28 protein-coding genes, 2 tRNA genes and 1 riboswitch are annotated in these 26,330 nt (G+C 66.6%); of the genes, 15 read left to right on the top strand and 15 right to left on the bottom strand.

Features of this window, described 5'->3' with window-relative positions:
* Positions 1-225: 225 nt before the first annotated feature.
* Complete coding sequence (locus HWN72_RS12420) at positions 226-900, top strand: response regulator transcription factor (RefSeq protein WP_008830164.1); 675 nt, start codon at positions 226-228, stop codon at positions 898-900.
* A 166-nt stretch (positions 901-1,066) separates the two neighbouring features.
* On the opposite strand, the gene HWN72_RS12415 is transcribed toward HWN72_RS12420, so the two are convergent.
* Both HWN72_RS12415 and HWN72_RS12410 read right to left on the bottom strand, forming a co-directional pair.
* The gene (locus HWN72_RS12415; protein WP_008830163.1) at positions 1,067-1,675 is read right to left on the bottom strand and encodes an LON peptidase substrate-binding domain-containing protein; all 609 of its coding nucleotides are present in this window, start codon (positions 1,673-1,675) and stop codon (positions 1,067-1,069) included.
* 5 nt (positions 1,676-1,680) lie between these two features.
* A complete protein-coding gene (locus tag HWN72_RS12410) occupies positions 1,681-2,583 on the bottom strand; it encodes a tetratricopeptide repeat protein (RefSeq protein ID WP_211150404.1) in 903 nt (300 codons plus the stop codon).
* A gap of 214 nt (positions 2,584-2,797) precedes the next feature.
* On the opposite strand from HWN72_RS12410, the gene HWN72_RS12405 reads away from it, so the two are divergent.
* The 3 genes from HWN72_RS12405 to HWN72_RS12395 all read left to right on the top strand — a co-directional run bounded on the left by HWN72_RS12405 (position 2,798) and on the right by HWN72_RS12395 (position 3,518).
* A tRNA-Gly gene (locus HWN72_RS12405) sits at positions 2,798-2,872 on the top strand.
* A gap of 111 nt (positions 2,873-2,983) precedes the next feature.
* Positions 2,984-3,328 carry a hypothetical protein gene (locus HWN72_RS12400; RefSeq protein WP_008833224.1) on the top strand — a complete coding sequence of 115 codons (345 nt, stop codon included), beginning with the start codon at positions 2,984-2,986 and terminating at the stop codon, positions 3,326-3,328.
* Positions 3,329-3,443: 115 nt separating this feature from the next.
* Positions 3,444-3,518 (top strand) — tRNA-Gly (locus HWN72_RS12395).
* Between the two features lie 215 nt (positions 3,519-3,733).
* On the opposite strand, the gene HWN72_RS12390 is transcribed toward HWN72_RS12395, so the two are convergent.
* Positions 3,734-5,080, bottom strand: a complete 1,347-nt coding sequence (locus HWN72_RS12390; RefSeq protein ID WP_008832090.1) for a TldD/PmbA family protein — start codon at positions 5,078-5,080, stop codon at positions 3,734-3,736.
* Between the two features lie 83 nt (positions 5,081-5,163).
* A complete protein-coding gene (locus tag HWN72_RS12385; RefSeq protein WP_248005981.1) occupies positions 5,164-5,520 on the bottom strand; it encodes a hypothetical protein in 357 nt (118 codons plus the stop codon).
* A gap of 295 nt (positions 5,521-5,815) precedes the next feature.
* Between HWN72_RS12385 and lptB the strand changes: the two genes are divergently transcribed.
* The 3 genes from lptB to HWN72_RS12370 all read left to right on the top strand — a co-directional run bounded on the left by lptB (position 5,816) and on the right by HWN72_RS12370 (position 9,109).
* Positions 5,816-6,601 carry an LPS export ABC transporter ATP-binding protein gene (lptB, locus tag HWN72_RS12380; RefSeq protein WP_036527225.1) on the top strand — a complete coding sequence of 262 codons (786 nt, stop codon included), beginning with the start codon at positions 5,816-5,818 and terminating at the stop codon, positions 6,599-6,601.
* 131 nt (positions 6,602-6,732) lie between these two features.
* Positions 6,733-8,241, top strand: coding sequence for an RNA polymerase factor sigma-54 (rpoN, locus tag HWN72_RS12375; RefSeq protein ID WP_008832087.1), 1,509 nt, complete (start codon positions 6,733-6,735; stop codon positions 8,239-8,241).
* 181 nt (positions 8,242-8,422) lie between these two features.
* Positions 8,423-9,109, top strand: coding sequence for an energy transducer TonB (locus HWN72_RS12370; RefSeq protein ID WP_008832086.1), 687 nt, complete (start codon positions 8,423-8,425; stop codon positions 9,107-9,109).
* A gap of 299 nt (positions 9,110-9,408) precedes the next feature.
* Here HWN72_RS12370 and dinB read toward each other — a convergent pair whose 3' ends face one another.
* Complete coding sequence (dinB, locus tag HWN72_RS12365; RefSeq protein ID WP_008829809.1) at positions 9,409-10,536, bottom strand: DNA polymerase IV; 1,128 nt, start codon at positions 10,534-10,536, stop codon at positions 9,409-9,411.
* Between the two features lie 91 nt (positions 10,537-10,627).
* On the opposite strand from dinB, the gene HWN72_RS12360 reads away from it, so the two are divergent.
* Positions 10,628-11,893 (top strand): multidrug effflux MFS transporter, encoded by a 1,266-nt coding sequence (locus HWN72_RS12360; protein ID WP_202196475.1) that lies wholly within the window; start codon positions 10,628-10,630, stop codon positions 11,891-11,893.
* Positions 11,894-11,911: 18 nt separating this feature from the next.
* On the opposite strand, the gene HWN72_RS12355 is transcribed toward HWN72_RS12360, so the two are convergent.
* The 6 genes from HWN72_RS12355 to crtY form a co-directional block, all read right to left on the bottom strand.
* On the bottom strand, positions 11,912-12,058 hold the full coding sequence (locus tag HWN72_RS12355; RefSeq protein ID WP_008829807.1) for a lmo0937 family membrane protein: 147 nt from the start codon (positions 12,056-12,058) through the stop codon (positions 11,912-11,914).
* Between the two features lie 79 nt (positions 12,059-12,137).
* Positions 12,138-13,109: a phytoene/squalene synthase family protein gene (locus HWN72_RS12350; RefSeq protein ID WP_008829806.1), complete on the bottom strand. Its 972-nt coding sequence runs from the start codon at positions 13,107-13,109 to the stop codon at positions 12,138-12,140.
* 156 nt (positions 13,110-13,265) lie between these two features.
* Positions 13,266-13,859, bottom strand: coding sequence for a TIGR00730 family Rossman fold protein (locus tag HWN72_RS12345; protein ID WP_008829805.1), 594 nt, complete (start codon positions 13,857-13,859; stop codon positions 13,266-13,268).
* Between the two features lies 1 nt (position 13,860).
* Positions 13,861-14,298 carry a hypothetical protein gene (locus HWN72_RS12340; protein WP_008829804.1) on the bottom strand — a complete coding sequence of 146 codons (438 nt, stop codon included), beginning with the start codon at positions 14,296-14,298 and terminating at the stop codon, positions 13,861-13,863.
* On the bottom strand, positions 14,295-15,773 hold the full coding sequence (locus HWN72_RS12335) for a phytoene desaturase (protein WP_008829803.1): 1,479 nt from the start codon (positions 15,771-15,773) through the stop codon (positions 14,295-14,297). Before HWN72_RS12335 ends, HWN72_RS12340 begins: the two co-directional genes overlap by 4 nt.
* A complete protein-coding gene (gene crtY, locus HWN72_RS12330; RefSeq protein ID WP_008829802.1) occupies positions 15,770-16,969 on the bottom strand; it encodes a lycopene beta-cyclase CrtY in 1,200 nt (399 codons plus the stop codon). The genes HWN72_RS12335 and crtY overlap by 4 nt, the downstream gene beginning before the upstream one ends.
* Before the next feature lie 38 nt (positions 16,970-17,007).
* On the opposite strand from crtY, the gene HWN72_RS12325 reads away from it, so the two are divergent.
* The 3 genes from HWN72_RS12325 (at position 17,008) to HWN72_RS12315 (ending at position 19,124) form a co-directional block, all read left to right on the top strand.
* Complete coding sequence (locus HWN72_RS12325; RefSeq protein WP_008829801.1) at positions 17,008-17,601, top strand: GNAT family N-acetyltransferase; 594 nt, start codon at positions 17,008-17,010, stop codon at positions 17,599-17,601.
* A gap of 20 nt (positions 17,602-17,621) precedes the next feature.
* On the top strand, positions 17,622-18,200 hold the full coding sequence (locus tag HWN72_RS12320) for a DUF2585 domain-containing protein (RefSeq protein ID WP_036527289.1): 579 nt from the start codon (positions 17,622-17,624) through the stop codon (positions 18,198-18,200).
* A 120-nt stretch (positions 18,201-18,320) separates the two neighbouring features.
* Positions 18,321-19,124: a MipA/OmpV family protein gene (locus tag HWN72_RS12315; RefSeq protein ID WP_008829799.1), complete on the top strand. Its 804-nt coding sequence runs from the start codon at positions 18,321-18,323 to the stop codon at positions 19,122-19,124.
* Here HWN72_RS12315 and HWN72_RS12310 read toward each other — a convergent pair.
* From HWN72_RS12310 to HWN72_RS12300, 3 genes are all read right to left on the bottom strand, one after another.
* Positions 19,112-19,720 (bottom strand): uracil-DNA glycosylase family protein, encoded by a 609-nt coding sequence (locus HWN72_RS12310; protein ID WP_008829798.1) that lies wholly within the window; start codon positions 19,718-19,720, stop codon positions 19,112-19,114. The two genes, HWN72_RS12315 and HWN72_RS12310, sit on opposite strands and share 13 nt — an antisense overlap.
* Before the next feature lie 46 nt (positions 19,721-19,766).
* Entirely contained in the window at positions 19,767-20,636 is an 870-nt protein-coding gene (locus tag HWN72_RS12305; protein WP_008829797.1) for a DUF1838 family protein, read from the bottom strand.
* 97 nt (positions 20,637-20,733) lie between these two features.
* Positions 20,734-21,360 carry an SOS response-associated peptidase family protein gene (locus tag HWN72_RS12300; protein ID WP_036527234.1) on the bottom strand — a complete coding sequence of 209 codons (627 nt, stop codon included), beginning with the start codon at positions 21,358-21,360 and terminating at the stop codon, positions 20,734-20,736.
* A 43-nt stretch (positions 21,361-21,403) separates the two neighbouring features.
* Positions 21,404-21,514: riboswitch (TPP riboswitch) on the top strand.
* Positions 21,515-21,577: 63 nt separating this feature from the next.
* Here HWN72_RS12300 and thiC point away from each other — a divergent pair.
* On the top strand, positions 21,578-23,452 hold the full coding sequence (thiC, locus tag HWN72_RS12295) for a phosphomethylpyrimidine synthase ThiC (protein ID WP_211150392.1): 1,875 nt from the start codon (positions 21,578-21,580) through the stop codon (positions 23,450-23,452).
* Positions 23,453-23,561: 109 nt separating this feature from the next.
* On the opposite strand, the gene HWN72_RS12290 is transcribed toward thiC, so the two are convergent.
* A complete protein-coding gene (locus tag HWN72_RS12290; RefSeq protein WP_008832962.1) occupies positions 23,562-24,353 on the bottom strand; it encodes a response regulator in 792 nt (263 codons plus the stop codon).
* Positions 24,354-24,810: 457 nt separating this feature from the next.
* Here HWN72_RS12290 and HWN72_RS12285 point away from each other — a divergent pair, with 457 nt between their 5' ends.
* The 3 genes from HWN72_RS12285 (at position 24,811) to HWN72_RS12275 (ending at position 26,252) form a co-directional block, all read left to right on the top strand.
* A complete protein-coding gene (locus tag HWN72_RS12285) occupies positions 24,811-25,476 on the top strand; it encodes a sigma-70 family RNA polymerase sigma factor (RefSeq protein WP_008832963.1) in 666 nt (221 codons plus the stop codon).
* Between the two features lie 25 nt (positions 25,477-25,501).
* Complete coding sequence (locus HWN72_RS12280; protein WP_036527291.1) at positions 25,502-25,912, top strand: response regulator; 411 nt, start codon at positions 25,502-25,504, stop codon at positions 25,910-25,912.
* A gap of 79 nt (positions 25,913-25,991) precedes the next feature.
* A complete protein-coding gene (locus HWN72_RS12275) occupies positions 25,992-26,252 on the top strand; it encodes a hypothetical protein (protein ID WP_008832965.1) in 261 nt (86 codons plus the stop codon).
* Positions 26,253-26,330 lie beyond the last annotated feature (78 nt).

Raw genomic sequence — 26,330 nt, 5'->3', positions numbered from 1 at the left:
GGTTGCGGCGGCGTGACGGTTGCGGGTCAATTCGATGACAAGTGCCAAGCGGCTTGTTGATAAGCGATATTTCCCGATTGTTTCCGGCGTCGGGGCCGGTTTTGCGAATTCATGACCGTGTCACCGATATGTCACCGGGTCGTCATACTCGGGAGGCAAAAGCCGCGCGTACAAAGGGTCCTGACCCTGGGGGCAGACTATCTCGAAAAGGCGGACAACGGGGCGATGCGGCGGATCGACATATTGCTGGCGAGCGAACTTTCGGGTGGGCTCGCGCCGTTTCGGCATGACCAGTTCGACGTCATGCTGCATCGCTGGACCGACTTTGCCGAGCTGCCGCTGATCGAGGGGGCCTTGTGGGTCTTCATCGACTGGGTGCTGCCCGAGATGTCCGGCCTCGAACTGTGCCGCCGCCTGCGCGCGGACAGCCTGACCGCCCATGCCCATGTGACCATGGTGCTGGAGGAGGACAACCAGGAGGACCGCAAGCGTGCGCTGCGCATGGGCGCGGACGACTACATGGTCGGCCCGCTGACGCGCAATGCACTGCTGGACCGGGTGCTCGGCGCCAACCTCGGCGAGCAGGACAGCGCGGGCATCCGCGTCGTCACGCAGGGCGAGCTGATGGTGGACGTCGCCGCGTTCCAGGCGCGTTTCCAGGGCAAGCCGATCTCGCTCATGCCCAACGAACTGCGCCTGCTGCGCTACTTCATCGAGCACCCCGGCCGGGTATTCAGCCGCACGCAGCTGATCTCGGCGCTCGGCAAGCAGGAGCCGCCGGTGGACGAACGCACGGTGGACGTGTGGATCGGCCGCCTGCGCCGGGCGCTCAAGGGCGTGGGTGCGGGCAACCCGCTGCGCACGGTGCGTTCGCTGGGGTATGTGTTCGATACGGTTTGAGGGGAAGAGCCCACCCCCAACCCCTCCCGCAAGCGGGAGGGGAGTAGGAAGGTTACGCCCTCCCGCAAGCGGGAGGGGAGTAGGAAGGTTACGCCCTCCCGCAAGCGGGAGGGCCGGGAGGCTTGAGAGCGTAGCGAACTAGCCGGACGGGGTGGGCCTCGCCGCCCTACTGTAACGTCGCCCCATCCTCGTCACCATCGCCCGCGCGGCCGAAGAACTGCATCAGCTGCACCAGCAACTCGCACCGCGCCGAGAGCCCCGAGGCTTCCAGCAGCGCCTGCTTGGCGGCCGGATCGAACGGCGCGATCTGCGAGACGCCGTTGATCAGCGACATGTCGTCGAGCCGCCCGACCTGCTCCCAGTCGACCACATAGCCCTGCGCCTGCGCGAACCGCTTCGCCTCGCGCTCGAAGCTGGCGCGCTCGATCGGGGCGAGCACTTCCTCGGGCTCTTCCAGCAGCTCCGCCTCGACCTGACGGAACGGCGTCGTCACGTCGAGTTCGCGCAGCACGCGGAAGCGTTTCTCGCCGTCGAGAATGATGTTGAAGCGGCCGTCTTCCAGCGCCTCGACATCGCCGATGCGGCCCAGGCACCCCACCGCGAAGAGCGGGGCGCCCTCGAAGCCCTTCTGCGGCTGGATCATGCCGATCAGCCGGTCGCGTGCGAGGGCGTCGCTCACCATCGCGCGGTAGCGCGGCTCGAAGATGTGGAGCGGCAGTTGCAGCCCCGGGTAGAGCACCGCGCCGGTCAGCGGGAAGATGGTGATCCGCGCCAACCGCGTCAGCCGAACAGGACGGTCGAGAGCTTGCGGCGCGTGGCCGAAACCCACGGGTCTTCGAGGCCGATCGCTTCGAAGATCTGCAGCAGCTTGGCCTTGGCCGCGCCCTCGTTCCATTCGCGGTCGGCCGTGATCATGCGCAGCAGCGTTTCGGCGGCGCCGTCGCGCTCACCGGCGGCGAAGGCGGCACCGGCGAAGGCGAACTGCGCTTCCATGTCGGCGGGGTGCTCGGCTGCGGCGGCGCGCAGAGCGGCCAGTTCGCTGTCCTCGGGCTTGTCCTTGGCGAGTGCCAGCACACCGCGCGCGCGCTCCACATGCGGGTCGGTGGAGAGCGGCTCGCCCAGCGAATCGAGAACCTGCTCGCCTTCCTCGATCCGCCCGGCGGCGACGAAAGCGCGGACCAGACCGCCGAGCACTTCGCCGTTGTCGGGCGCCATCTCGAGGATCTGCATGAAGATGCTGGCGGCGCGTTCGCCGTCACCCTCGGCCAGCGCTTCCTCGCCCATGGCGATCAGCGGGGTAAGGTCGGGCGCGGGCTCGACGCCGCCCGGCTGCACCGGCAGCTTGGCGAGCAACTGGTCGAGCATGCCCTTGAGCTGCGATTCGGTGCGGGCGCTGGTGAGGTCCGCCACCGGCTGGCCCTGGAAGATCGCGTAGACGGTCGGAATCGACTGCACGCGGAACTGCGCCGCGATGAACTGCTCCTCATCGACGTTGACCTTGGCGAGCAGAACGCCCTTGTCGGCGTATTCGGCGGCGACCTTTTCCAGCACCGGGGTCAGCGCCTTGCAGGGGCCGCACCACTCGGCCCAGAAGTCCAGGATCACGAGCTGGGTCATCGAAGGTTCGGCGACCGCCTTGCGGAACCGGTCCACGGCCTTCTGCTCGTCGAGGTTGAGACCCATGCTGGCCAAGATTCGTGCTCCAATTACGAAAAATCAATTCCCTAGATTGGCCTTTCGCGCGCGTTTGTGAAGGGAGAATGCGCCAATTCGGCCCGTTTCCGAGGCTGTCGCAAAAACTTTGTCTTTTATGCTTGCCGACCTTTCGAACCGCTGCTAGTGGGCCGCCTCCACACCGGACGGGCCGCTTTCCAGCAGGCCTTTTCGAAACGCCAGAGCGGGCGTAGCTCAGTGGTAGAGCACAACCTTGCCAAGGTTGGGGTCGAGGGTTCGAATCCCTTCGCCCGCTCCAGTTTTCCTACATAGCAAAACTACCTCCCTGAAGGGACCCGCAGTGTTCTGCGCGTCCGGGATCGGGCAAGTTCAGTTTGAATTTGCTGCGCCGCACCACGATAGTGGTGTCATGCAGAACCTCTTCCGAATCCTGTTCTGGCTGGCGCTGGTCTTTGCCGTGACGATGGCCGTGCTGCCGCATCCGCCGCACTTTCCCGGTGAGCCCAGCGACAAGTTCCAGCACATGATGGCCTTCGCGACGCTCTCGGTGCTGGGCGTGCTCGGCTATCCGCGCGTGCCCAAGCTGGCAATCGCGGCAGGACTGGTGCTGCTCGGCGCGGGGATCGAGGTGGTGCAGATGATCCCCGCGCTCCACCGCGATGCGGAACTGATGGACCTCGTCGCCGACACTTTCGCGATCCTCGTCATGCTCGGCGCGATCAGCCTTGCGTTGGGGCTGCGCAAGGCTCGGTAAAATGTGTGACGCATTTTTTGTGACGGGGGGCTCTTGCAGAGGTCGCGAACCGCTGCTAGTGGCCCCTCCACCCGGACGGAAGCGGTCTTCATCCCACTGTCCGTCGAACGCCAGAGCGGGCGTAGCTCAGTGGTAGAGCACAACCTTGCCAAGGTTGGGGTCGAGGGTTCGAATCCCTTCGCCCGCTCCAGTTTGACCTTCCAGACATCGATGGTGCGGAGGCGTGAAACGCCGCCGCTTGAGCCAAGCGCCCGTCATCCCAGCGAAGGCTGGGACCGCTGGCCCGTTACGGCCAACTATCGTCAGGGCATCCGAACGAGAGTTGGGCTTTTCACGGCCAGCGGTCCCAGCTTTCGCTGGGATGACGGGGTTTGTTTGAGGCGTTGATGCGTACCGGCGAGGGAATCAATCCCCCGCCACGGTCATCCCGTCCACGCGCAGCGTCGGCACGTTGATCGCGCGGTGCCATTCGAGGTCGTTCGCCGCCGTCAGCTGCGCGAACATGCGCAGCAGGTTGCCCGCCACGGTGAACTCCGCCACCGGCCCGGCCAACTCGCCATCGACGATGCGGAAGCCCGCGGCGCCGCGGCTGTAGTCGCCGGTGACGCCGTTGACGCCCTGGCCGATCAATTCGGTCACGTAGACCCCGTCCTTCACGTCCGCCATCAGTTCTTTGGGCGACAGCGTCCCCGCCGCGAGGTGGACGTTGCCGGTCGATACGCCCGGCGCGCCGCCGCCGTTGCGCGCGGCGTGGCCGGTCGGCGCAAGGTTCAACTGCCGCGCCGAGGCCGAATCGAGCAGCCAGCCGGTCAGGCGCCCGTCCTCGACCACATTGCGCGCCGAGGTGGCGAGGCCCTCGCCATCGAACGGGCGCGAGCGCAGGCCGCGCGGGGTGTGCGGATCGTCGGCGATCAGGATGCCGGGGGCGAAGATCTGTTCGCCCAGCTTTTCCAGCAGGAAGCTGGAGCGGCGCGTGATGGCGCTGCCGGTGATCGCGCCGAGCAGGTGGCCGACCAGCGAACTGGACACGCGCGGGTCGAAGATCACCGGCATGGCGCCGCTCTTGAGCTTGCCGGAGCCGAGCTTGGCGACGGTGCGCTCCCCGGCAAGGCGGCCGATTTCGGCGGGGGAGGGCAGGTCTGCATGGTGGTGCGTGCTGCGCCAGGCGTTGTCGCGCTGCTTGTCCGAGCCGTCGCCGCCGACGACCGAAGCGCTCAGCGAATGGCTGGTCGAGCCGTAGGCGCCGGAAAAGCCGTGGCTGGTGGCGAGCGCGAAGACGCCGTGCCCGAAGCTGGCGGTGCCGCCGTCGGAATTGGTGATGCCGGATACCGCGCGTGCAGCGTCCTCGGCCTCCAGCGCGGCTTCGCGCAGGGCCTCGGGGCTGGGCTCGTGCGCGTCGATCAGGTCGAGGTCGGGCCAGGGGCCGCGCGTCAGCACGTCCTCGGGGGCGAGGCCGGCATAAGCGTCCTCGGGCGCGGCGCGGGCCATGTCGATGGCGCGGGCGGCCAGTTCGTCGAGCGCGGCAGGGGAGAGGTCGGACGAGCCGATGCTGGCCGAGCGCTTGCCCACGAAGACGCGCAGCGCGATGTGCTCGCTTTCGGAGCGTTCGACGTCCTCCAGCTTGCCGAGGCGGACCTGGATGCCTTCGGAGGAACTGGCGCCATAGACCGCGTCGGCGGTCTCGGCCCCGGCGCGGCGGGCGCGCTCCACGAGGTCAAGCGCGCGGTCCCTTGCCTGATCCGGACTGAGCATGACCTGTAAAACTCCCGATAAAAAGCCGAACTTGCGGCCTTGCCCTAGTCGCGGTGCAGGCGAAGGGCAAACGGGAGTTGCGATCAGGCGAAGAGGAGGGCCAGTCCCTTGAACAGTGCGGTGAGGGCGAAAGGCAGGCCGATCGCCAGAAGCCACAGCGCCAGCCGGTCACGCCGGTAATAAGGCGCGAGGGCCGGGTCGTGCGCCTGTTCGTCGGTCAGCCCGTTCCAGCGCGCTTCGAAGCGGCGGCACGCCGGGATGATCGCGACAACGAGGATCACCAGCGCGAAGTACGGCAACAGCGAGCCGCCATGCGCCTTGAGCGCGCCGATGGTAACGAAGATCTGCAGCGCCGTGTAGACCAGCAGCGCATAAGCGATGTGGTCGCTCATCTTGCGGCGCCAGTCGCTGACCTGAGCGCCTGCAATTGGCGAATCCATCACCGGTCCGCCGTATGATCCCGAGTGCGACTGCTCGGGGTGGGAACTGGAACCTCGCACCGGCTGGTGCGCTGCATGGTCCGTCATCCTGTCCATAAGGGCGATTCTCCTCGACCTCTTGATGCTGAGTACATCACCGAAAGGCGTTCATGACAAGTTCAGTTCCAGATTCCGCAAGTGCGAAGGGCTCCGCAGTCCGATTTCCCCCGAGTCATGCACGAATCCTGCCAGTCGCGTCGCCTAAGCGGAAATGCCGTCTTGCGGGGGCGTGCCTGCCTGCGGTAAGTGCCCGGCGATGACGGCAGAATTTCAGCAGGATCACGGCCCCGCAGCCACCGACTCCGCACTTCTGGCGGAGCGTGGCGGGCTGGAGGTCATCTCGATCGCCAAGAGCTACGACAAGCGCGCGGTGCTCACCGACATTTCGCTTTCGGTCGCGAAGGGCGAAGTGCTGGGCCTGCTCGGGCCGAACGGCGCGGGTAAGACGACGTGCTTCTACTCGATCATGGGGCTGGTCCGGCCCGACTCCGGGCGTATCCTGATGGACGGGGTCGATGTGACCCGCCTGCCGATGTACCGCCGTGCGATCCTGGGTCTGGGCTATCTGCCGCAGGAAACCTCGATCTTCCGGGGCATGACGGTGGAGCAGAACATCAGCGCGGTGCTCGAACTGAACGAGCCCGACCGCGATGTGCGGCAGGCCGAGCTTGACCGCCTGCTCGACGAATTCGGCCTGACCCGCCTGCGCACCAGCCCGGCGATGGCGCTCTCGGGCGGTGAACGCCGCCGCTGCGAAATTGCGCGCGCGCTGGCCGCCAAGCCCTCGATCATGCTGCTGGACGAGCCGTTCGCGGGCATCGACCCGCTGTCGATCTCGGACATCCGCGACCTCGTGCGCGATCTCAAGACGCGCGGCATCGGCGTGCTGATCACCGACCACAACGTGCGCGAGACCCTCGACATCGTCGACCGCGCCTGCATCATCTACGGCGGCCAGGTGCTCTTCGCCGGCAGCCCGGAAGCGCTGGTGGCGGACGAGAACGTGCGGCGCCTTTATCTGGGCGAAGGCTTCACGTTGTGATTCTTCGGCGTGCCGGGGCCAATCGTGGTGCAGGTGCTTCGACAAGCTCAGCACGAGCGGGGGTGGGGGTGGATTTCCTTTTCCCGCCCATCCTGAGCTTGCCGAAGGATCACAGCACGGACCTCTGATCGATGGCGCTGGGGCCGCGCCTCGATCTCAGGCAGAGCCAGTCGCTGGTCATGACGCCGCAGCTTCAGCAGGCGATCAAGCTGCTGGCGCTGTCCAACCTCGAGATCGAGACTTTCATCGGAGAGGCGCTCGACGCCAACCCGCTTCTTGACGTGGGCGCCCAGGGGCCTGCCGCCGAGACCGTGGAGGCACCCGCCGAGGCGCGTGTCACGGCGCTGGAGACGTCCGGCGTGGATCGCCTGATCGGCGAGGGCCGCGCTGCCGACGATCGCCCGCTCGACATCGATACCGGCGCTCTCGACCGTGATCGCGACACCGGCGACGGCGCCGTCCGCGACGAGACATGGGGCGCGGACCTGCGGCTCAGCGGAGCATCGGGCGGCGAGGAAGGCCCCGGCATCGACGAACGCGCGGCCCTCGGCGGCACGCTGGCCGAACACCTCGAAGCGCAAGTCGGCGCGGTCGCGCGCGATCCCTTCACCGAGGGCGTCGCGCGCTACATCATCGGCCAGCTCGACGAGGCGGGCTACCTGCCGGTGAGCCTGTCCGAACTTGCGGGCGACCTCGGCGTCGATCCCGGCGAGATGGAGGAAGGGCTGGCGCTGGTCCAGGCGCTCGACCCCACCGGCGTCGGTGCGCGCAGCCTGTCCGAATGCATTGCCCTGCAGGCGCGCGAGGCGGATCGCTACGACCCGCTCATGGCCAAGATGATCGACAATCTCGACCTTCTGGCCAAGGGCGAATTGCCCCGCCTCAAGCGCATCTGCGGAGTCGACGACGAGGATTTCGCCGACATGCTCGCCGAACTGCGCAGCTACGACCCCAAGCCAGGCCTGCGCTTCGGCGGCGAGCCGAGCGGCGCGGTGACGCCCGATATTCTGGTGACGGCGCGCAGCGACGGCGGCTGGGACATCGCGCTCAACCAGGCGACGCTGCCGCGGCTGATCGTCAATCGCGGCTACTACGTGGAAATGAAAGGCGAGTGCGACGACAAGGCGTCGCGCGCGTGGCTGTCGGACAAGCTGGCGGATGCGAACTGGCTGATCAAGGCGCTCGACCAGCGGCAGAAGACCATCCTCAAGGTTGCGGCCGAACTTGTGAAGCAGCAGGACGGCTTCTTCCGCAAGGGTGTCGCGCACCTCCGACCGCTGACCCTGCGCGCGGTGGCGGAAGCGATCGGCATGCACGAATCGACCGTCAGCCGCGTGACCTCGAACAAGTTCCTCAATTGCCCGCGTGGGACTTACGAGCTGAAGTACTTCTTCAGTTCGGGCGTCGCCTCGGCGGACGGCGAGGGCGGGGCCTCGGCCGAGGCGGTCAAGGCGGCGATCCGCCAACTCATCGATGCCGAGGATGCGAAGGCGATCCTGTCCGACGACGCGCTGGTGGACCTGCTGAAGGGCAAGGGCTTCGAACTCGCCCGGCGTACCGTCGCCAAGTACCGCGAGGCGATCGGGCTCGGCAGTTCGGTGCAGCGTCGCCGCCAGAAGGCACTCGCAGGCGCGCGTTGATTTCGCGCGCTATTGCAATGCAGCGCATGCTAACCACGCTGATCATGTGGGCGCCCTGTTAAATACTTGGCATGTTTAGTAAAAAGTAATTTGCAAGAATTATGACTGTGTTATCTTCTCGCTGACCGGTGCCGTACCTGCGGTGAACGGCAGGATACGGGCCGCTGTTGAGGAGAAGCCCATGTCTTATGTCGACGGGAATTCCGGAAGTACACGCAAGGCCCTGACTGGTGGTGCCGTCGTCCTGATCCAGGGCGGTCTGGCACTGGCGCTGATCAACGGTTTCGCGGTGACCTTCTTCGAGAAGGAGAAGCCGCCGCACCTTGCCAGCGAGTTCTTCCCCACCAAGCCTGTCACCCCGGACCTGCCGCCACCTCCGACCGCAGAGCCGGACCAGAAGCTGGTGCGCGACACGCCGATCAGCGCGCCGCTGCCGCGCTTGGACATCACGCCCAAGGCTGCGATCACCGGCGTCACCGTCGATCCGATGCCGGTAAGCGGCGCCACCGAGTTCAGCAGCGACTTCGTGCTGCCCTCCACCGCGCCGAGCGAACCGGCGGCCCGTTTCACGCCCAAGGTCGCCCGGCCGCGTGGAAATGTCGCGGGCTGGGTCACCACTGCCGACTACCCGACCGCCGACATTCGCGCAGGGAATACCGGGACGGTGCGCTTCCGCCTCGCCATCGATGCCGATGGCCGCGTGTCGGGCTGTACGGTCACGCAGTCGAGCGGCTTTCCCGGCCTCGATGCGGCGACCTGCCGCAACGTGACCCGGCGCGCCCGCTTCGATGCGGCGAGCGATGCCACCGGCGGCAGGGCTGCAGGGACTTACGACGGGACCATCCGCTGGGTGATCCCGAACGACTGAAGCGCCCTTGGCGGCCTTCGGGTCGCCCGGCCGGGGTGTGGCTCGTTCCGCCAACCAGAGCCCGCTCCGGCCGTCAATTATGGCGGGAACTTGTGGGGCGGACGCGGGTTTAGTGATTGTGTCCCCGGTCAAGGGCGGTCTTCAGGGGCCGCCCTTCCATTTTTTGGGGCCGCTTATCCTCCCTGTCGCGCAGCGATGGGGAGGTGGCAGCCCGCAGGGCTGACGGAGGGGATTCTCCCCCTCCACCCCTCGCTACGCGAGCGGTCCCCCTCCCCATTCCTTCGGAACAGGGAGGATTCCTACAACAGCGATAACTGCCCGTCCTTCGCGGGCCGCGCGTCTTCCTCGCGCTGCTCAAGCGCCGAAAGCGTCAGGCCCATCAGGCGGATCGGCTGGGGCAGGGGCAAGTGGTCCTCCAGCAAGGCATGGCCGATCGCCGAGAACTCCGCCTTGTCCGCCACGAAATGATGCAGCGACCGCGCGCGGGTCAGCGTCTGGAAGTCGGCGTAGCGCAGTTTCATCGTCACCGTCCGCCCCCGCGCGCCGGAGCGTTCGATGCGCTCCCACACCGTATCGACGATGTGGTCCATGGTTTCGCGCAGGGCCACCGGATCCTCGATGTTCTCGAAGAAGGTGCGCTCGCCGCCTACCGACTTGCGCGGGCGATCGGCACGTACCTGGCGCAAGTCGACGCCCCGTGCGGCGCGGAACAGGTACTCGGCGAAGCTGCCGAAGTTGGCGCGCAGGAAGGCGAGGTCCTTGCCCGCAAGGTCGGCGCCGGTCTCGATGCCGAGGCGCGCCATCTTCTCCGCCCCGCGCGGGCCGACGCCGTGGAAGCGGCGCACCGGTAGCCCGGCGACGAACTGCGCGCCCTCGCCGGGGCGGATGACGCAGAGGCCATCGGGCTTGTTCTGGTCGCTGGCGAGCTTGGCGAGGAACTTGTTGTAGGACACCCCGGCACTGGCGGTCAGCCGTGTGTCGGCCTTGATCCGGCGGCGGATTTCCTGCGCGATGCGGGTGGCCGAGCCGATGCCCTTGAGGTCGGCGGTGACGTCGAGATACGCTTCGTCGAGCGAGAGCGGTTCGACATGGGGGGTATAGTCGAGGAAGATCGCGCGGATCTGCTGGCTGACCTCGCGGTAGACCTCGAAGCGCGGCTTGCGGAACACGAGGTCCGGGCAAAGGCGAACGGCGCGGGCGGAGGGCATTGCCGAACGCACGCCGAACTTGCGCGCTTCGTAGCTTGCCGCCGCCACCACGCCCCGTCCGGACGAGCCGCCGACCGCTACGGGAAGCCCCCGGATCGAGGGATCGTCACGCTGCTCGACGCTGGCGTAGAAGGCGTCCATGTCGACGTGAATGATCTTGCGCAGGCCGTCGGCCTCGTCCTCTCCCGATCCGGGGCGATGATCGTCCTGCGAAAACATGTGATATCATATAGCGCTGTTCGGGCCGAATGCGCCATCCGGAGCGGGATTTCACTGGCCATCCAATGCCAAGTGCGGCATGCGCCAGCGCATGACCTCCCCCGCACCACGCTCCGACAAGTTCCCGATGGGGGAGCTCGAATTCGTCGTCATGATGGCCTCCTTCCAAGCCCTGCAGGCGCTGGCGATCGACGTCATGCTGCCGGCGCTCGGCGCGATCGGCACCGACCTGCACTTGGCCGACCCCAACCGGCGCCAGCTGATCGTCGGCGTGTTCCTGATCTGCTCGGGGCTCGGTTCGCTGTTTCCGGGGGCGCTGGCCGACCGTTTCGGGCGGCGTCCGGTGGTGCTGACGGCGATCACTTCCTACGTGCTGCTCTCCATGGTCTGCGCGGTTTCGGCCAGCTTCGAGTTGCTGCTGATCGCGCGCGGCATGATGGGCTTCGTGACCTCGGCGATGATCGTCATGCCGATGACCATCCTGCGCGACCGGTTCGAGGGCGACCGCATGGCGCGCAGCCAGTCGCTGATCGCGATGACCTTCATGGTGGTGCCGATGATCGCGCCGATGCTGGGGCAGACGGTGCTGCTGTTCGCGGGATGGCGCTGGATCTTCGGGATCATGGGCGGTCTTGCCGCCTGCGTCTTCGCCTGGGCATGGACTCGCCTGCCGGAAACGCTGCACCCCGATTTCCGCCAGCCCGTGCGCTTCGGCGTGATCGCGGGGAACATGGGGCTGGCGCTGAAGGAGCGCGCGTCACTCGGCTATTTCCTGGGCGCGGCCTTCGTGCAGGCGGCGCTGTTCGGCTACATCAACAGCGCGCAGCAGCTGGTGGGCGAGCACTTCGGCGCGGGCACGATGTTCCCGGTGATCTTCGGCTGCATGGCGCTGGTGATGGCCTGCACCAACTTCGCCAACGCCCGCATCGTCGAGCGGTTCGGTGCGCGGCGCGTCTCGCACGCGGCCCTGCTGTGCTACATCGCGGTGGGCGCGCTTCATCTCGTGCTGGCGATGCGGGGCGAGGGGTTGTGGACCTTCCTGCCGCTGATGACGCTGTCGATGTGCATGCTCAGCTTCATCGGCTCGAACTTCCAGGCGATCTCGCTGCAGCCTTTCGCGCGGATCGCGGGGGCGGCGGCATCGGTCATGGCGTTCGTGCGCATGGTGCTGGGGGCGACGCTGGGGTCGCTGATCGGACAGGCTTACGACGGCACCGCGCGGCCGATCATGGCGGCCATGGTGATCTGCGGGCTGATCGCGCTGGTACTGGTGCTCTATTCGGAGGGCGGACGGCTGTTCCGCCGTCTCAACCCGCCGGAGTATTACCGCAATGCGCCTCCGCCAGTCGGTCACTGACGGGGCGCACGCGCTTTTTTATACCCTGCGGCCGCGGAACAGCTGCACGAGACCCACGACGATGGCGATCACCAGCAGCACGTGGATCAGCGCGCTGGAAACATGGAACACGACGAAGCCGAGCAGCCAGAGCACGATGAGGATGGCGGCGATGGTGAATAGCATGGACGTAGCTCCCAACAGTTGTGTGCGTGGGTAACGCCGGGTCCTACGGATTTGTTTCCGGTCTATTGCTTAGAGGGTTTCACGTCGTCCGGGACGACGAGAGGCGCGCCAGTTCGCGGCGCGATGGCCGGGGTATCGGCGCAGGGGCCGGTTCACGCTTGGCCTCGAAGAAGGCGCCCGCGATCAGGCGCAGCTTCTGCGGCGTGCTGACCCGCGCGCGGTGGTCCCATGCATGGGCGCCGAGGCGTTCGACCTCCCGCGCGATGCCGCCGTAGATGCCTGCCGCCGAAAGCACCGCCCAGCGCTGCCGGAATGCCAGCTTCGCCGCGCCGACGCGGGCGGAGGCCTCGTATTCGCGCGCCATCGCGCAGGCCCGCGCGACTTGCGGGACGAGGGCGTGGCGATAGTGCGGCTTGGTGATCTCGCCGGGGGGGATGTCAGCCTCCACCAGCCACTCGACCGGAAGGTAGCAGCGGCCGTTGGCGTCGTCTTCCCACACGTCGCGCACGATGTTGGCGAGCTGGAACGCGATGCCGAGGTCGCAGGCGCGGTCGAGCGTGTCCTCGTCGTCGGCGGGCACGCCCATGACGGCGGCCATCATCACCCCCACCGCGCCCGCTACGTGATAGCAGTAGCGCAGCATGTCGGTTTCGGAGCGCGGGCGCCATTCGGCGGCGTCGAGCGCGAAACCGGCGAGCACGTCCTCGACCATGGCGGGGGTGATCGGCGTCTCGCGCATGAGCTGGCCGAGCGCGTCGAAGGCGGGCGAGCCGGTTGCCTCCCCGGCCATCGCCAGTTCGGTGAGGGTGCGGATCGTGGCGAGGCGCGATTCGGGGTCGAGCTTGCCGGGGGTGGAGGCGCCGCCCCCATGTCCTCCACCGAACTCCTGCTCGTCGGCGATGTCGTCGCAGGCGCGGCACCAGGCGTAGAGCAGCCAGACCCGCTCGCGCGTTTCGCGGTCGAACAGGCGGCTGGCGGCGGCGAAGCTCTTCGACCCGCGCCGGATGGATTCGCGCGCCTCGGCGACGAGGGCGGCGCGGTTAAAGGGCATTGCCGCTGGTCTTTCGTTCACCCCACCCGTCGTCATTGCGAGCGAAGCGAAGCAATCCAGGGCGGCTTGAGACTGCCCTGGATTGCTTCGCTTCGCTCGCAATGACGAACGAGGGGGGGACAAGCCCTCCCTCGCCCGAACGGCAGGCCACGTGCATCACAGCGTGTTCGGGTCCATGTTCACGATCGGCACGATCGGCTGGTGCGCATGCATCCGGTCGAGCAGCGGCGCCAGTTCGGTATCGGCCAGCAGGATGCCCTGGTGCGCCGGACGCACGAAGCCGACTTCGGCCATGTGACGGTTGAACGCCAGCAGCCCGTCGTAGAACCCGAAGGCATTGAGCACGCCGACCGGCTTGTTGTGATAGCCCAGCTGCGCCCAGCTGACCGCCTCCCACAGCTCGTCCATGGTGCCGACGCCGCCGGGCAGGACGAGGAAGCCGTCGGACAGCTCGGTGAACTTGGCCTTGCGCTCGTGCATGGTCTTCACGATCGTCAGTTCGCAGTCGTAGTTGGCGACTTCGCCGCCCTTGCCGTCCTTGCCGGTGAGCGCTTCGGGGATGACGCCGATGCACTCGCCGCCCGCCGCCAGCGCGGCACCCGCGACGGCGCCCATGAGGCCGAGGCGACCGCCGCCGTAGACGACGCCGATGCCCTGCGTGGCAAGCGCGGTGCCGACGTCCGCGGCCAGCTGGACGTAGCGGGGATCGGCGGGAGTGGCGGAGCCGCAGTAGACGGCGAGACGCTTCATGTCAGTCAACTACCTTGATATTAACCAGCGCGCCCTCCGGAAGATCGCGCGTCTGCCGGGCGAGGTCACCCGTGATTTGGATGAGGCGGACGAAATCGATCCGCACCAGATTCTCGTGGGCATAGTCCCCGGCGACGAGCGCCTGCGGGGTGAGGCTGTAGACCTCGCCCGATGCGGGAGGCCCTAGCCGCTTTACCGCCGCATCGACAAGGGCGTCCGCGCGCCAGATCGCCTTCGTTTCATCGCGGGCCATGTGCGCCCTGGCCTCCGCTTCGGTGCCGAGCGGGGTGACTTCGCCGAGATCGGGATCGACGTAATGGAACGCGCCCGCATCGTCGGTGACGAGCATGTGCCCCATCAGGCTGTGCGCGACGACCTCGGCGAAGTGCACGCCGGTCCAGCCCCATGCGGCATTGAGGGCGTGGACTTCCCGGCTCACCTGAGGTCTTCCAGCATCAGCTTGGCGGTGGCCTTGGCGCTGCCGACGACGCCGGGAATCCCCGCGCCCGGATGCGTGCCCGCGCCGACGAGGTAGAGGTTCTTCAGCTTGTCGTCGCGGTTGTGGCCGCGGAAGAAGGCGCTCTGCGTCAGGATCGGCGAGAGGCTGAAGGCATTGCCCTTCCACGCGCCGAGGTCCGCCTCGAAATCGGGCGGGGCGTAGTGGAAGCGGGTGACGATGCGGTCCTCGATGTCGGGGATCAGGCGGCGGCCGACTTCGCGGATCACGCGCTGTTCCAGCACCGGGCCGACTTCCGCCCAGTCGATCGGCAGCTTGCCCATGTGGGCGACGGGGACGAGCGCGTAGAAAGTGCTCTTGCCCGGCGGCGCCATCGAGGGATCGGTGACGGTCGGGTGATGGAGATAGATCGAGAAATCGCGCGGCAGCACGCCATGCTCGAAGATGTCGTCGAGCAGGCCCTTGTAGCGCGGCCCGAACAGGATCGTGTGGTGCGGGATGCCGGGCCAGGTGCCCTCCAGCCCGAAGTGCACGACGAACAGGCTTGGCGAGAAGCTCTTCTTGGTGAGGCTCCTGGCCATCTCCTTGCCGCGCACCGTGTCGCCGAGGAGGCTGGCGTACGTATGCATGAGGTCGCCGTTGGAGGCGACCGCGTCGAAGCGTTCGCGCCAGCCGCTCTCGCATTCCACTTCGGTGACCTGATCGCCGATGGTGTGGACCTGCCGGACCTTGTCGCCGACGCGCAGCGTGCCGCCGAGCCGCTCGAACAGGTTCGCCATACCCTGCGCCAGCTTGTTGGTGCCGCCCTTGGTCCACCACACGCCGCCGTCCTTTTCCAGCTTGTGGATCAGGGCGTAGATCGCGCTGGTGCTCATCGGGTTGCCGCCGACCAGCAGGGTGTGGAACGAGAGCGCCTGGCGCAGGTGCTCGTCCTTCACGTAGTGCGAGACCATCGAATAGACCGAGCGCCACGCCTGATAGCGCATCATCGCGGGCGCGGCCTTGATCATGCTGGAGAAGTCGAGGAACGCCTCGTGCCCCAGCTTGACGTAGCCTTCCTGCCAGACCCCGGCGGCGTAGCGTTCGAATTCCTCGTACCCGGCAAGGTCGCCGGGGGCGACGCGGGCAATCTCGCGGCGCAGGGAACCTTCGTCGTTCGAGTAGTCGAAGGTGACGCCGTCGGTCCAGTTGAGGCGGTAGAACGGCATGACCGGCATCAGCGTCACGTCGTCGGCGATGTCGTGGCCGGAGAGCTTCCACAACTCGCGCAGGCATTCCGGATCGGTGACGACGGTGGGGCCGGCATCGAAAGTGAAGCCCTCGCGCTGCCAGGAGTAGGCGCGGCCGCCCACCTTGTCGCGCGCCTCGATCAGGGTGGTGGCGATGCCGCTGCTCTGGAGCCGGATCGCGAGGGCGAGGCCGCCGAAACCGGCGCCGATGACGCAGGCTTTCTTCACGAGACGGCTCCCAGATCAGCCAGCGGACGCCCGCGCCCGGTCAGGCTGGCGAGCGCCGCGCCCACCGGCACCGGCGGCTTTCCGGCCAGCACGCGCGCCATGTCGAGCGGGGTCGAGCGGCCTGCGTAGAAGCGTTCGATCAGCCCTTCGGGCAGCGTGTAGAAGCGCGCCAGCATGCGCCAGCGATCCGGGCCGTGTGCGGCGCCGAAGAGCATCTTGCTCAACATTCGATAGAAGCGCCCTTGGCGCCAGTGCTGTGCGGCCCTGTCATGACTGGTCCTCAATAGGGCGGACCCGGAGAGATTGTCGAGGCTGGTCAGGTAAAGCGCGAATCTTGTCGCATCGGGAATCGAGTAGGATGTCAGCGGATGGCACAAGGCGGCGCGGGTTCCGGCACGCGGCAGGGGGCTTCCGGCGCGCCAGAATGCCTCGAAATCCCCCTCGGCGATGACGGGAAGGACGCCGGTTTCCTCGTAGGCAACGCTCTCGACCTGCCAGCCTTGCGCGCGGGCATAGTCGGCGATGCGGGTGCGCAGGGCCGGGAGGTCGAGGTCGGAGGTATCGGAATAGTACGTATCCTCGACGAAGACCTCGGTATCGGAGAAGGGCAGGCAGTAGACGAAGCGGTAGCCGTCGATCTGCGCGACGGTGGCATCCATCACCACCGGCCGCGCCAGCCCATGCGGCGAAGCGAGGCGCAGCGACAGCCCGACGAACTTCTGCCAGCCGCCTGCCATGTGCGGCAGGCCCCGGCTCCCCCGCGCGTCGATCACCGCCCCGGTGGCGAAGCGGCGACCATCGGACAGGGTGACGCTGGTGGCGTCGGCGTGCCCGACTTCGAAGCCGGTGACGATGGCGTCGGCGGGCAGCGCTGCGCGCACCGCCGCGTCGAGCTTTGTGCCCGTTGCGCTCCGGTAGGGTGTCGTTAGGTGCCGCCTGGTGCCGGGAAAACGCACCTCGTAATCGTCCCAACGGGCAACGACGATGGGGTCCAGCAGCGCCTCGCCGCCTTCGGGCAGGTCGCTGGCGAAGAAGGACCAGACGTGTTCCCCGCCAAGTCGCTGATCACGCTCGAATATCGCCACACGAAGGTCCGGTCGCCGCGCCGCGAAGGCAAGCGCGATCAGCCCGCCGGCAAGGCCGCCGCCGAGTATCGCGAGGTCACAGAACGCCGGATCGGCCGATTTTTGCTGCATCGCGGCGTTGTTTAGGCACTGCGAACGATTGCTGCAACTTGGCAGACCCCTCGCTTTACTGCATGTTCGTGACGATGACAGGGCAACTCACAGGCCAACTGGCCGTTTGCGACGCCGCATCGGGGGATGCGGCCGCAATAGCCGAGATTTACGCGCACTACGTGCTGGAAAGCACCGCGACGTTCGAGACCGAACCACCCGACGAGGCGGAATCGGAACGGCGGATCTGTGAGCTTATCAAGGGCGGCTATCCCTTCCTCGTCATGCGCGACGATGACGGCAAGGTGCTCGGCTTCGGCTTTGCCCAGCGCTACGGCCCGCGTGCGGGCTATCGCTACAGCGTCGAGACGACGATCTACGTGTGCCAGGACAGCCTGAACCGCGGGATCGGCAGCGCGCTGCTTCAGGAACTGCTCACCGAGTGCGAGAAGCGCGGTTTCCGGCAGGCTTTTGCGGTGATCGCGGCCTCGGAACCGGCCTCGGTCGTGCTCCACGCGCGGGCGGGGTTCCTGCCGGTCGGTACGCTGACGGCGGCGGGCTGGAAGCACGGTCAGTGGATCGACGTGTTCCTCATGCAGCGCCGCCTCGGCGACGGCAACGAGACGCTGCCCGAAGGTGCCGCGGCATCCTGAACCTCGCGGGACGCTCGCCCCTGCTGCCGCATCGTCCGGCGGCGTGGCTGGCGCTTTGTCTTGGCCTTGCGCTGCTTTTGGTTGAGCTTGCGATGGGCCGCCCGGGCATCTGCCCTTGCGGCGTCGTCCGGTTCTGGGCGGGGGATGTGCAGTCGGACCAGAACAGCCAGCAGGTGGCTGACTGGTACAGTTTCAGCCACGTCATCCACGGGCTCATCTTCTACGGAATCGCGCGTGCGCTCTGGCGGTGGACTGCGCTGGGCCGCGTCCTGTCGCCGCGCTGGGCCTTGCCGCTGGCGGTGGCGTTAGAGGGAGGCTGGGAACTGCTGGAGAACTCGCCCCTGATCATCGATCGCTACCGTTCAGTCACGATCAGCTACGGTTACAGCGGCGACAGCGTGCTCAACTCGCTGAGCGACGTGGGGTGGATGGCGCTGGGTTTCATTGTCGCCGCGCGCCTTCCGGCCCGTGCCAGCGTGGCTCTGGCGCTTGTGTTCGAGGCGTTCACGCTGTTCATGATCCGGGACAACCTGACCCTCAACGTCCTGATGCTGGTGCACCCGATCGAGGCGGTGCGTGACTGGCAGTCGTCGGTCTGAAAGCCACGCGAGGCAACTGTTAGGTCCCGCAAAGCGTTGGTCTCCCAAGATCTTCAGGGGACCGTCATGAATTCACGCCTTGTCTTACGGATTTGCACGGCATCTGCCGCCCTTCTTTCGATGCCCGCCATCGCGCAGGAGGCGCCGCAGCAACAGCCGGCCGAGAACGTCCTCGACGGCGATTACCTGACGGTCGGCGTCGGCGCGGTCTATGTTCCCAGTTATCGCGGCTCGGATGACTACATCCTCTCGCCGGTGCCGCTGGTGCGCGGCCATTTCAAGGGCGTGGACATCAATCCGCGCGTTGCGGGCGTGGCGCTGGACTTCATTCCCGACGACAAGGATTCGGGCATCGGCTTTTCGCTGGGGCCGGTCGTCACGGCCTCGTTCAATCGCAACCGGCGCGTGCGGGACGAGGTCGTGCGGGCGGCAGGCAAGCTCGATCCGGCGATCGAGGTCGGCGTCAGCGCGGGCGTGACCAAGTACCGCGTGCTGCACGACTACGATACGCTCACGCTGTCGAGCGACGTGAAGTGGGACGTGAACGGTGCCTACAAGGGCATGGTCTGGTCCCCCGCGATCAGCTACACGACGCCCCTGAGCCCGGCGATCGTCACGGTGCTGGCGGTCAGCGCTCGCCGTGTCGATGACAAGTTCGCGCGCTACTATTACTCGGTGAATCCCGGGCAGAGCCTTGCGAGCGGGCTGCCGGTCTACAATGCCAAGGGCGGCTGGGACAGCGTCAACACCTCGCTGCTGATGGCTTATGACCTCTCCGGCGACGTGCGCGACGGTGGGCTTTCGGTGTTCGGAGTGGCGAACTATTCGCGCATGCTGAACGACGGCAAGGACACGCCGTTCACCTCGCTGCGGGGCAGTGCGAACCAGTGGGTCCTGGGCGCGGGCGTGGCCTATACGTTCTGATGCGGGGAGCCTTCGACGGCTTCGATCACCTTCCGGCGCAAGTCAGGCAGCACTTCCGCTTCGAACCACGGGTGCTTCGCCATCCACAGCCGGCTGCGCCACGCCGGATGCGGAAGGGGGAACAGTCCTTCCGGCGCCTCGCGCCACCGTCGCACCGTTTCGGTGAGGTTGGGCGCGAAGCCGCGCGGCAGGTAGCGTTTCTGGGCGTACTGCCCCACCAGCAGGGTCAGGCGCCGCTGCGGCAGTTCGGCCAGTAGCGGCGCGTGCCAGCGCGGGGCGCATTCGGGGCGAGGGGGCTTGTCGCCGCCGCTCGCCTTGCCCGGATAGCAGAAGCCGGAGGGCATCTGCGCGACTTTCGCGGTGTCGTAGAACATGGCCTTGTCGAGCCCCAGCCAGCCGCGCAGCCGGTCGCCGCTGTCGTCGTCCCAGCCTATGCCGCTGGCATGGACCTTGCTGCCCGGCGCCTGCCCGATGATGAGCAGGCGCGCGGAGGGGCTGGCCGCGACGAACGGGCGCGGCTCGAAGCCCAGCGCCGTCTCGCACAGGCGGCAGGCGCGGATTTCGCCGAGCAGGGCGTCGAGGGTCGCGGAGGCCATCTACCGCAGATGGCCACCTTCCTTGCCTGAGACAAGGCGTGCCCTGTTACCCCGCCTTGTCGAGAGCGGCGACGGGGTCCTTGGCGATCTGCGGATAATACGTCTCGAGCATGGCGTGCCAGTCCGCCGGAAGGTCTTCGAAGCGCTTCACCTTGCCGCCGTTGCCGAACAGGTTGAGCGTACCGGGGCGATCGCCCATCCGCAGCCATTCCGGCCAGCTGCGCACGTCGTTGGACTGCACCCGCGTGTCGACGTTGGTGACCGCCGGGTCCAGCACCAGCGCGCTTGGCGCGGACAGGGTGCTCACTTCGTTCAGATAGGACACCGAGCCGTCGGGAGCGGTCACTCTGGCGTGCGAGCGGTCGCGCACCGCGATCTCGCCGGTGCGCAGGGTGAAGGGCACGGCGGGGGTGTGGACGTGCTCGAAACGGGGCGCGCCCGGAATATCGGGAATGTCGATCTCGTTGGTCGCCGAAACCCGCACGCGCGTGGGGATCGGGCCGCGACCGCCGACTTTCACGGTCTCTCCCGTGATCGGGTTGCGGAGGTCGGTGAGGCGACGGCCGGTGTCGATATCGACGCGGAAGCTGATCTCCAGGTCGATCAGCTCGAAACTGCCGTCGGCGTTGTGCGTGATGCGCTGGATCGATCCGAGATTGATCGCATAGACCGGGATCAGGTCGCCGCCCGTCGCGGCCATGTACGGACCCTTGATCCACGAGAAGACCAAGCCGTCGTCCGTGCGATAGCGCAGCTTGCGATAGATCAGCGAAGCGTCGGCTGCATTGGCGGTGTCGAGCAGGCGCTTCTTCGGCGTTGCCGCCGCCGCCGGAAGCGAGGCTGCGGCAAGCGCGGTGGCGCCCAGTCCCAAGGCGGTTCGTCGGTTCAGTTTTGCCGCGTCGTTCTGCTCGATCATTTTACACTCCCCTTACTGCGATCGAGAAAGTTGATCGTTATCGGAGGAGCAACAAGCATGCGGCACGGGATTGGTCGCGTCTCGGATAGCGATGGGCTCAGCCCGCCACACGCATCTCCATGAGGGACGAGGAGTAAGGCACGATGAGGCTCTTCGCGCGGTCCCAGGCGCCGCGCAGCCAGGTGTCCTGCACGGCCGGATCGGGTGGGAGGATCGCGGGCATCGTCTCTCGCCCCTCTGCTCTCAGTGCCGCGTTCGCTTCGCAGGCGAGGAGGGCGAAGGAGGGAATCTCGCTGTCCTTCCATACCGCCGCCATGGCGAAGACCGGTTGGTCGGCGCAGGCGAACCAGCACTGGCGGCGCTTGCCATCCGTGGGCGAGGGGCGGCCCCACTCCATGAAGGCGGTGGCGGGGACTAGGCAGCGGAACTCGCTGTTGCGCAAGTTGCCGATCCAGAACGGGCTGTCGAGGTTGCGCACCGTCAGGATGCCGCGCTGTTCGTGGACCGAGGGAGGCGGCGGTACGCCCCAGAGGCGCGGGATCATCCGGCGCGGGGTGCGATAGTGCGGCCTCGGCCCGGCGATCGCCTCTCGCCCTGCCGTGATGACCGGCGCGAACTGCCCGGGCGCGACGTGGCCGCCGTCCCACGGGTCATTGCCGGATTCGGCCCCGAAGGAGCGCGCGACATGCGGCGCGGGCGCGTCGAGGCGATAGAGCATCGGCATGGGCTCAAGCCTCTAGACCCCGCCGATACGCGCGTCTATCACTGCGCCGTCCCCGGGGAGCCAGCAAGTGGCTGAGAGTTGTGGGTATGCTCCACAAGACCCGTTGAACCTGAACCCGTTAGTACGGGCGGAGGAAGTGGAGCGTCGGGTTTGAGCATGTTTCAACGCCCGCAATGCGTCTCTTTTTTCGTCCCATGGAGAAAAAGAGAGGCAATCCATGGCAGACATCAATTCCAAGCTCGAGATCGGCGTGACCACCGGCCCCATCCGTGGATCGAGGAAGATCCACGTCGGCCCGCTGGGCGTGGCGATGCGCGAAATCCACCTCGAACCCGGCAGCGGCGAGGCCCCGGTGCGGGTCTACGACACCTCCGGCCCTTATACCGATCCTGATGTCACGATCGACATTTCGGCGGGCCTCGCCCCCAAGCGCCGCGAATGGATCACGGCGCGCGGCGACGTGGAGGATTACGCCGCGCGCGAGGTGAAGCCCGAGGACAACGGCATCAAGGGGCCTGACCGTTCGGCAGGGGTTCCGGCCTTCCCCAACGTCGTCAGGCGGCCCTTGCGCGCGAAGGCGGGCATGAACGTCAGCCAGATGCACTACGCCCGGCGCGGGATCATCACGCCGGAGATGGAATATGTGGCGGAGCGCGAGAACCTCGGCCGCGCCATGCTCAAGGAATACGTGCGCGACGGGCAGGCCAGAGATGGTGAAAGTTGGGGCGCATCGATCCCGGACTACGTGACGCCCGAGTTCGTGCGCGAGGAAGTCGCGCGCGGCCGCGCCATCATCCCCTCCAACATCAACCACCCCGAAAGCGAGCCGATGGCGATCGGGCGCAATTTCCTGGTCAAGATCAACGCCAATATCGGCAACTCTGCTGTCGCGTCGGACGTGGCGAACGAGGTCGACAAGATGGTCTGGTCGATCCGCTGGGGCGCCGACACCGTCATGGATCTTTCGACCGGGCGCAACATCCACGACACGCGCGAATGGATCATCCGAAACTCGCCCGTGCCGATCGGCACCGTGCCGATCTATCAGGCGCTGGAGAAAGTCGGCGGCATTGCCGAGGACCTGACCTGGGAAGTCTTCCGCGACACCCTGATCGAACAGGCCGAGCAGGGCGTCGATTACTTCACCATCCACGCCGGGGTTCGCCTGCCCTTCGTGCCGCTGGCGGCGAAGCGCGTCACCGGCATCGTCAGCCGCGGCGGCTCGATCATGGCCAAGTGGTGCCTGGCGCATCACAAGGAATCGTTCCTCTACGAACGCTTCGACGAAATCACCGAGATCATGAAGGCCTACGACGTCGCCTACTCGCTGGGCGATGGCCTGCGCCCCGGCTCGATCGCGGATGCCAACGACGAGGCGCAGTTCGCCGAACTCTACACGCTGGGGGAACTGACCAAGCGCGCCTGGGAGCAGGACGTGCAGGTCATGATCGAGGGGCCGGGCCATGTGCCGATGCACAAGGTCAAGGAGAACATGGAAAAGCAGCTGGCCGCCTGCGGTGAGGCGCCGTTCTATACCCTCGGTCCGCTCGTCACCGACATCGCTCCAGGCTACGATCACATCACCAGCGGCATCGGTGCCGCGATGATCGGCTGGTACGGCACGGCGATGCTCTGCTACGTGACGCCCAAGGAGCACCTCGGCCTGCCCGACCGCGACGACGTGAAAGTCGGCGTGGTTACTTACAAGCTGGCCGCCCATGCCGCCGATCTGGCGAAGGGCCACCCGGCGGCCAAAGTCCGCGACGATGCGCTGTCTCGCGCCCGTTTCGAGTTCCGCTGGCGCGACCAGTTCAACCTGTCGCTCGATCCCGACACGGCGGAGCAGTACCACGACCAGACGCTGCCTGCGGAGGGCGCGAAGTCGGCGCATTTCTGCTCGATGTGCGGGCCGAAGTTCTGCTCGATGAAGATCAGCCAGGAAGTGCGCGAGTTCGCCGCGAAGCAGAACCAGCCGGTTGAAACCTTCGTCGCCGCCGAAGAGGCGGAGGCCGGCATGGCCGAGATGAGCAAGGTGTTCCGCGAAACCGGCAGCGAACTCTACATGGGTTCGGGGGGGCGCGAGCACGACTGAAACGATACGTGTCCGCCGTCATTCCCGCCCGGGCGGGAATGACGGCGTCGCATCGGAAGGCGCGCGCTACCGGCGGTCTATGAGCGATGTTCCCGGAGGCGCCGGGCCTTCAGGCCTGCGGGCGCGTCGAGTTGAAGAACAGCGCCTGGCTGATCGTTGCGCGCACGGTGGTTTCCTGGAACGGCTTGGTCACGAGGTAGGTCGGCTCCGGCCGCTCGCCGGTCAGCAGGCGTTCCGGGTAGGCGGTGATGAAGATCACCGGCACTTCGCCGAACTTGAGCAGGTCTTCCACCGCATCGATGCCCGAGCTGCCATCGGCCAGCTGAATATCGGCAAGGACGAGGCCGGCGGGGTGCTTCTCGAAGATTTCGATCGCCTGCTTGTGCGTGGCGGCGGTGCCGACGACGGTATGGCCAAGGTCGGTTACGAGACCTTCCAGCTGCATCGAGATCAGCGGCTCGTCCTCGATGATGAGGACGCGGGTTGCGCTTTCCCCTTCGATCTCTGCAATCGCCTGGGAAACCAGCGCATCGACTTCCTCGACCTCGAGGCCGAGGATCGTCGCGGTTTCCTCGCGCGTGAATTCCTCCACCGAGGTCAGCAGCAGGGCCTGGCGGTGCGTCGGCGCGACGGCGGCGAGGCGCTCCTGCGCGGCCTGCTCGTGCCCGCCGCCGATGTCGCCCGCGGGTTCCTCGACATGGCCGGTCGACCAGATGCGCGTGAAGGCCTCATACAGCGCGGCGCGGCTGCGGGCGATGGCATCGCGCAGCGAGCGGTCGGCGAGGGCCGCTTCCAGCGTCGCGCGGACATAGGCGTCGCCCGAGTGCTGCGAGCCGGTGAGGGCGCGCGCGTAGCGGCGCAGGTAAGGCAGCTGGATCGCAATCTGATCAGAGACGGACATTCAAGTTCCTCAAGGCCTATGGGGGAAGTTGGCTTCCCGATTGCACGTCGATGGGCGCCCTTTGCGCCTGAAGGCCGGTGTCGTTTGTCTGACTCCGCCGGGCGTATAGGGCAACCGGAAAATTTTTTGCGGTGAGACGCTTTTTCGGGAACCAACGAAGGGGCGCTACGTTCCCACAATATCACCACTGGCTCCCCCACCCCCCCCGCAAACCGGTGGTGATCCGATCCCGGAGGCCCTCGCCCACTCAAGTGGACGGGGGCCTCAATTTTTATGGGCCATGATTGTTCCGCCGATCCTGCGGAAATACGGCAAAGTTTTTCGGGAAGTTTTTCGGTCTGGCGCTGATTTCTGTCGCTTCCGCAACGAAATGGGCGATTTCAGGACATTGCCGGGAACTATTTTCGCCGCACCGCCGTTAGCTATCCGACTGGTTTTCTCAGAGGAGGGTAACGCAATGTCGACTGTTGTCGAAGCAGGCGTCGAAGGGGTCCAGCCCGAAAAGGTCGCGCTCAGCGACCGTGATTTCCGCCGCGCGCTGGCAGAGGTAGCGCCGCACCTGCGTGCATTCGCGCGCGGTCTGTGCGGCTGCCGTGACCGCGCCGACGATCTGGCGCAGGAAGCCATGCTGCGGGCATGGGCGGCGCGCGAGCGTTATGCCGCGGGCACCAACTTCAAGGCGTGGACCTTCACCATCCTGCGCAACCATTTCTACTCCGAAGCCCGCCGCGCCCGCTTCCATGGCGAGTACGACGAACTGGCTGCAGAGCGCATCCTGCGCGCCGAAGCCAGCCAGGAAAGCGCCGTCGAACTGGCGGACGTCCTGCGCGCGCTGACCGCCATTCCCGAAACCTATCGCGAGGCCCTCGTGCTCGTAGCGGCCGGCAACCTCTCCTACGAGGAAATCGCCGATATCTGCGGTATCGCGCTTGGCACCGTTAAGAGCCGCATCTGCCGCGCCCGCGCGATGCTCTCCAAGATCATCGAATCCGGCCAGCTGCCGGACTTCCGCCACAACTTCGTGCTTGGCGGCGAGGCGATCGACGCCTTCTTCGGCGAACTGGTGAAGATCGCCAACGTCAATGCCGACACCGCTCGCCTCGCCCAGCGCGTGGCTGCCTGAACCGGGACAACGTACCTTGGATGCGATGGTGGCCAACTCCGGGAAAATCCTCATCGTCGAGGACGAGTTCCTGGTAGCGCTGCAACTGGAAGATATCCTTGCCGATGGCGGCCATGCCGTCGTCGGCACGGTTCCGGACATGGCTTCGCTAGGCATGCTGGGTGATGTTCCTGATGTGGCGCTCGTCGATCTCAACTTGCGCGACGGGCTCACCGGCCCGGCCATCGCACGCGATCTCTCCGGCCGTTACGGCGTGCGGGTGATCTACGTCACCGCCAATCCCGGCCAGATCGACACCCCGGCGCCTACCGCGATCGGGGTCGTCCAGAAACCCTTTACACGACAGGCGATCCTCGCGGCGATCTCCTATGCCCTTGCCGGATGCCCCGACAGCGCCCGGCCACAGGAACTGGAGCCGCTGCAACTGCGCACCTGACGTTTCACGAGTAGGAGAGGGGCCGCAAGAGCCCGGGCCTGATGACAAACACAACAGGGCCTGAGAAGAAGGCGAGAGGATGAGCCAAGTCGTCCTGCAATGCCTGCAATACTATGGCGCCGCTGCGGGAACCGTGGCGGCGCTTATCGTATCGCTCGACCTCGGCCGCAAATGGACCGGCTGGGGCTTCGTCATTTTCGTCACCAGTTCGATCGCCCTGGTGGCCTGGGGATTCCTCGACGACAAGGCCGAGGGGATCGGGCTGCAGAACGTGGCGCTGTTCGCGATCAACTGCGTGGGCGTGTGGCGGTATCTGCTGCGGCGAAAAAGGCCCGGCTGACCCTTATCCTCCCTGTCGCGCAGCGATGGGAGGTGGCGGCGTACGAACGTCGGTGACGGAGGGGTTTGGTAGTTCCGT

This window comes from Novosphingobium sp. HR1a, from assembly GCF_015594425.1.
Classification (GTDB): domain Bacteria; phylum Pseudomonadota; class Alphaproteobacteria; order Sphingomonadales; family Sphingomonadaceae; genus Novosphingobium; species Novosphingobium resinovorum_A.
This window is presented reverse-complemented; position numbering and strand designations above follow the sequence as displayed.

What these genes read in the sequence shown, in the direction of transcription:
- HWN72_RS12390 (WP_008832090.1), bottom strand. Translation starts at nt 5,080, where the DNA reads ATGCTCAGTCCGGATCAGGCAAGGGACCGCGCGCTTGACCTCGTGGAG.
- HWN72_RS12275 (WP_008832965.1), top strand. Translation starts at nt 25,992, where the DNA reads ATGAGCCAAGTCGTCCTGCAATGCCTGCAATACTATGGCGCCGCTGCG.
- dinB (WP_008829809.1), bottom strand. Translation starts at nt 10,536, where the DNA reads ATGTTTTCGCAGGACGATCATCGCCCCGGATCGGGAGAGGACGAGGCC.
- thiC (WP_211150392.1), top strand. Translation starts at nt 21,578, where the DNA reads ATGGCAGACATCAATTCCAAGCTCGAGATCGGCGTGACCACCGGCCCC.
- rpoN (WP_008832087.1), top strand. Translation starts at nt 6,733, where the DNA reads ATGGCGCTGGGGCCGCGCCTCGATCTCAGGCAGAGCCAGTCGCTGGTC.
- HWN72_RS12315 (WP_008829799.1), top strand. Translation starts at nt 18,321, where the DNA reads ATGCCCGCCATCGCGCAGGAGGCGCCGCAGCAACAGCCGGCCGAGAAC.
- crtY (WP_008829802.1), bottom strand. Translation starts at nt 16,969, where the DNA reads ATGCAGCAAAAATCGGCCGATCCGGCGTTCTGTGACCTCGCGATACTC.
- HWN72_RS12285 (WP_008832963.1), top strand. Translation starts at nt 24,811, where the DNA reads ATGTCGACTGTTGTCGAAGCAGGCGTCGAAGGGGTCCAGCCCGAAAAG.
- HWN72_RS12305 (WP_008829797.1), bottom strand. Translation starts at nt 20,636, where the DNA reads ATGATCGAGCAGAACGACGCGGCAAAACTGAACCGACGAACCGCCTTG.
- HWN72_RS12290 (WP_008832962.1), bottom strand. Translation starts at nt 24,353, where the DNA reads ATGTCCGTCTCTGATCAGATTGCGATCCAGCTGCCTTACCTGCGCCGC.
- HWN72_RS12360 (WP_202196475.1), top strand. Translation starts at nt 10,628, where the DNA reads ATGACCTCCCCCGCACCACGCTCCGACAAGTTCCCGATGGGGGAGCTC.
- HWN72_RS12280 (WP_036527291.1), top strand. Translation starts at nt 25,502, where the DNA reads ATGGTGGCCAACTCCGGGAAAATCCTCATCGTCGAGGACGAGTTCCTG.
- HWN72_RS12400 (WP_008833224.1), top strand. Translation starts at nt 2,984, where the DNA reads ATGCAGAACCTCTTCCGAATCCTGTTCTGGCTGGCGCTGGTCTTTGCC.
- HWN72_RS12345 (WP_008829805.1), bottom strand. Translation starts at nt 13,859, where the DNA reads ATGAAGCGTCTCGCCGTCTACTGCGGCTCCGCCACTCCCGCCGATCCC.
- lptB (WP_036527225.1), top strand. Translation starts at nt 5,816, where the DNA reads ATGACGGCAGAATTTCAGCAGGATCACGGCCCCGCAGCCACCGACTCC.
- HWN72_RS12370 (WP_008832086.1), top strand. Translation starts at nt 8,423, where the DNA reads ATGTCTTATGTCGACGGGAATTCCGGAAGTACACGCAAGGCCCTGACT.
- HWN72_RS12355 (WP_008829807.1), bottom strand. Translation starts at nt 12,058, where the DNA reads ATGCTATTCACCATCGCCGCCATCCTCATCGTGCTCTGGCTGCTCGGC.
- HWN72_RS12300 (WP_036527234.1), bottom strand. Translation starts at nt 21,360, where the DNA reads ATGCCGATGCTCTATCGCCTCGACGCGCCCGCGCCGCATGTCGCGCGC.
- HWN72_RS12420 (WP_008830164.1), top strand. Translation starts at nt 226, where the DNA reads ATGCGGCGGATCGACATATTGCTGGCGAGCGAACTTTCGGGTGGGCTC.
- HWN72_RS12385 (WP_248005981.1), bottom strand. Translation starts at nt 5,520, where the DNA reads ATGGATTCGCCAATTGCAGGCGCTCAGGTCAGCGACTGGCGCCGCAAG.
- HWN72_RS12310 (WP_008829798.1), bottom strand. Translation starts at nt 19,720, where the DNA reads ATGGCCTCCGCGACCCTCGACGCCCTGCTCGGCGAAATCCGCGCCTGC.
- HWN72_RS12410 (WP_211150404.1), bottom strand. Translation starts at nt 2,583, where the DNA reads ATGGGTCTCAACCTCGACGAGCAGAAGGCCGTGGACCGGTTCCGCAAG.
- HWN72_RS12350 (WP_008829806.1), bottom strand. Translation starts at nt 13,109, where the DNA reads ATGCCCTTTAACCGCGCCGCCCTCGTCGCCGAGGCGCGCGAATCCATC.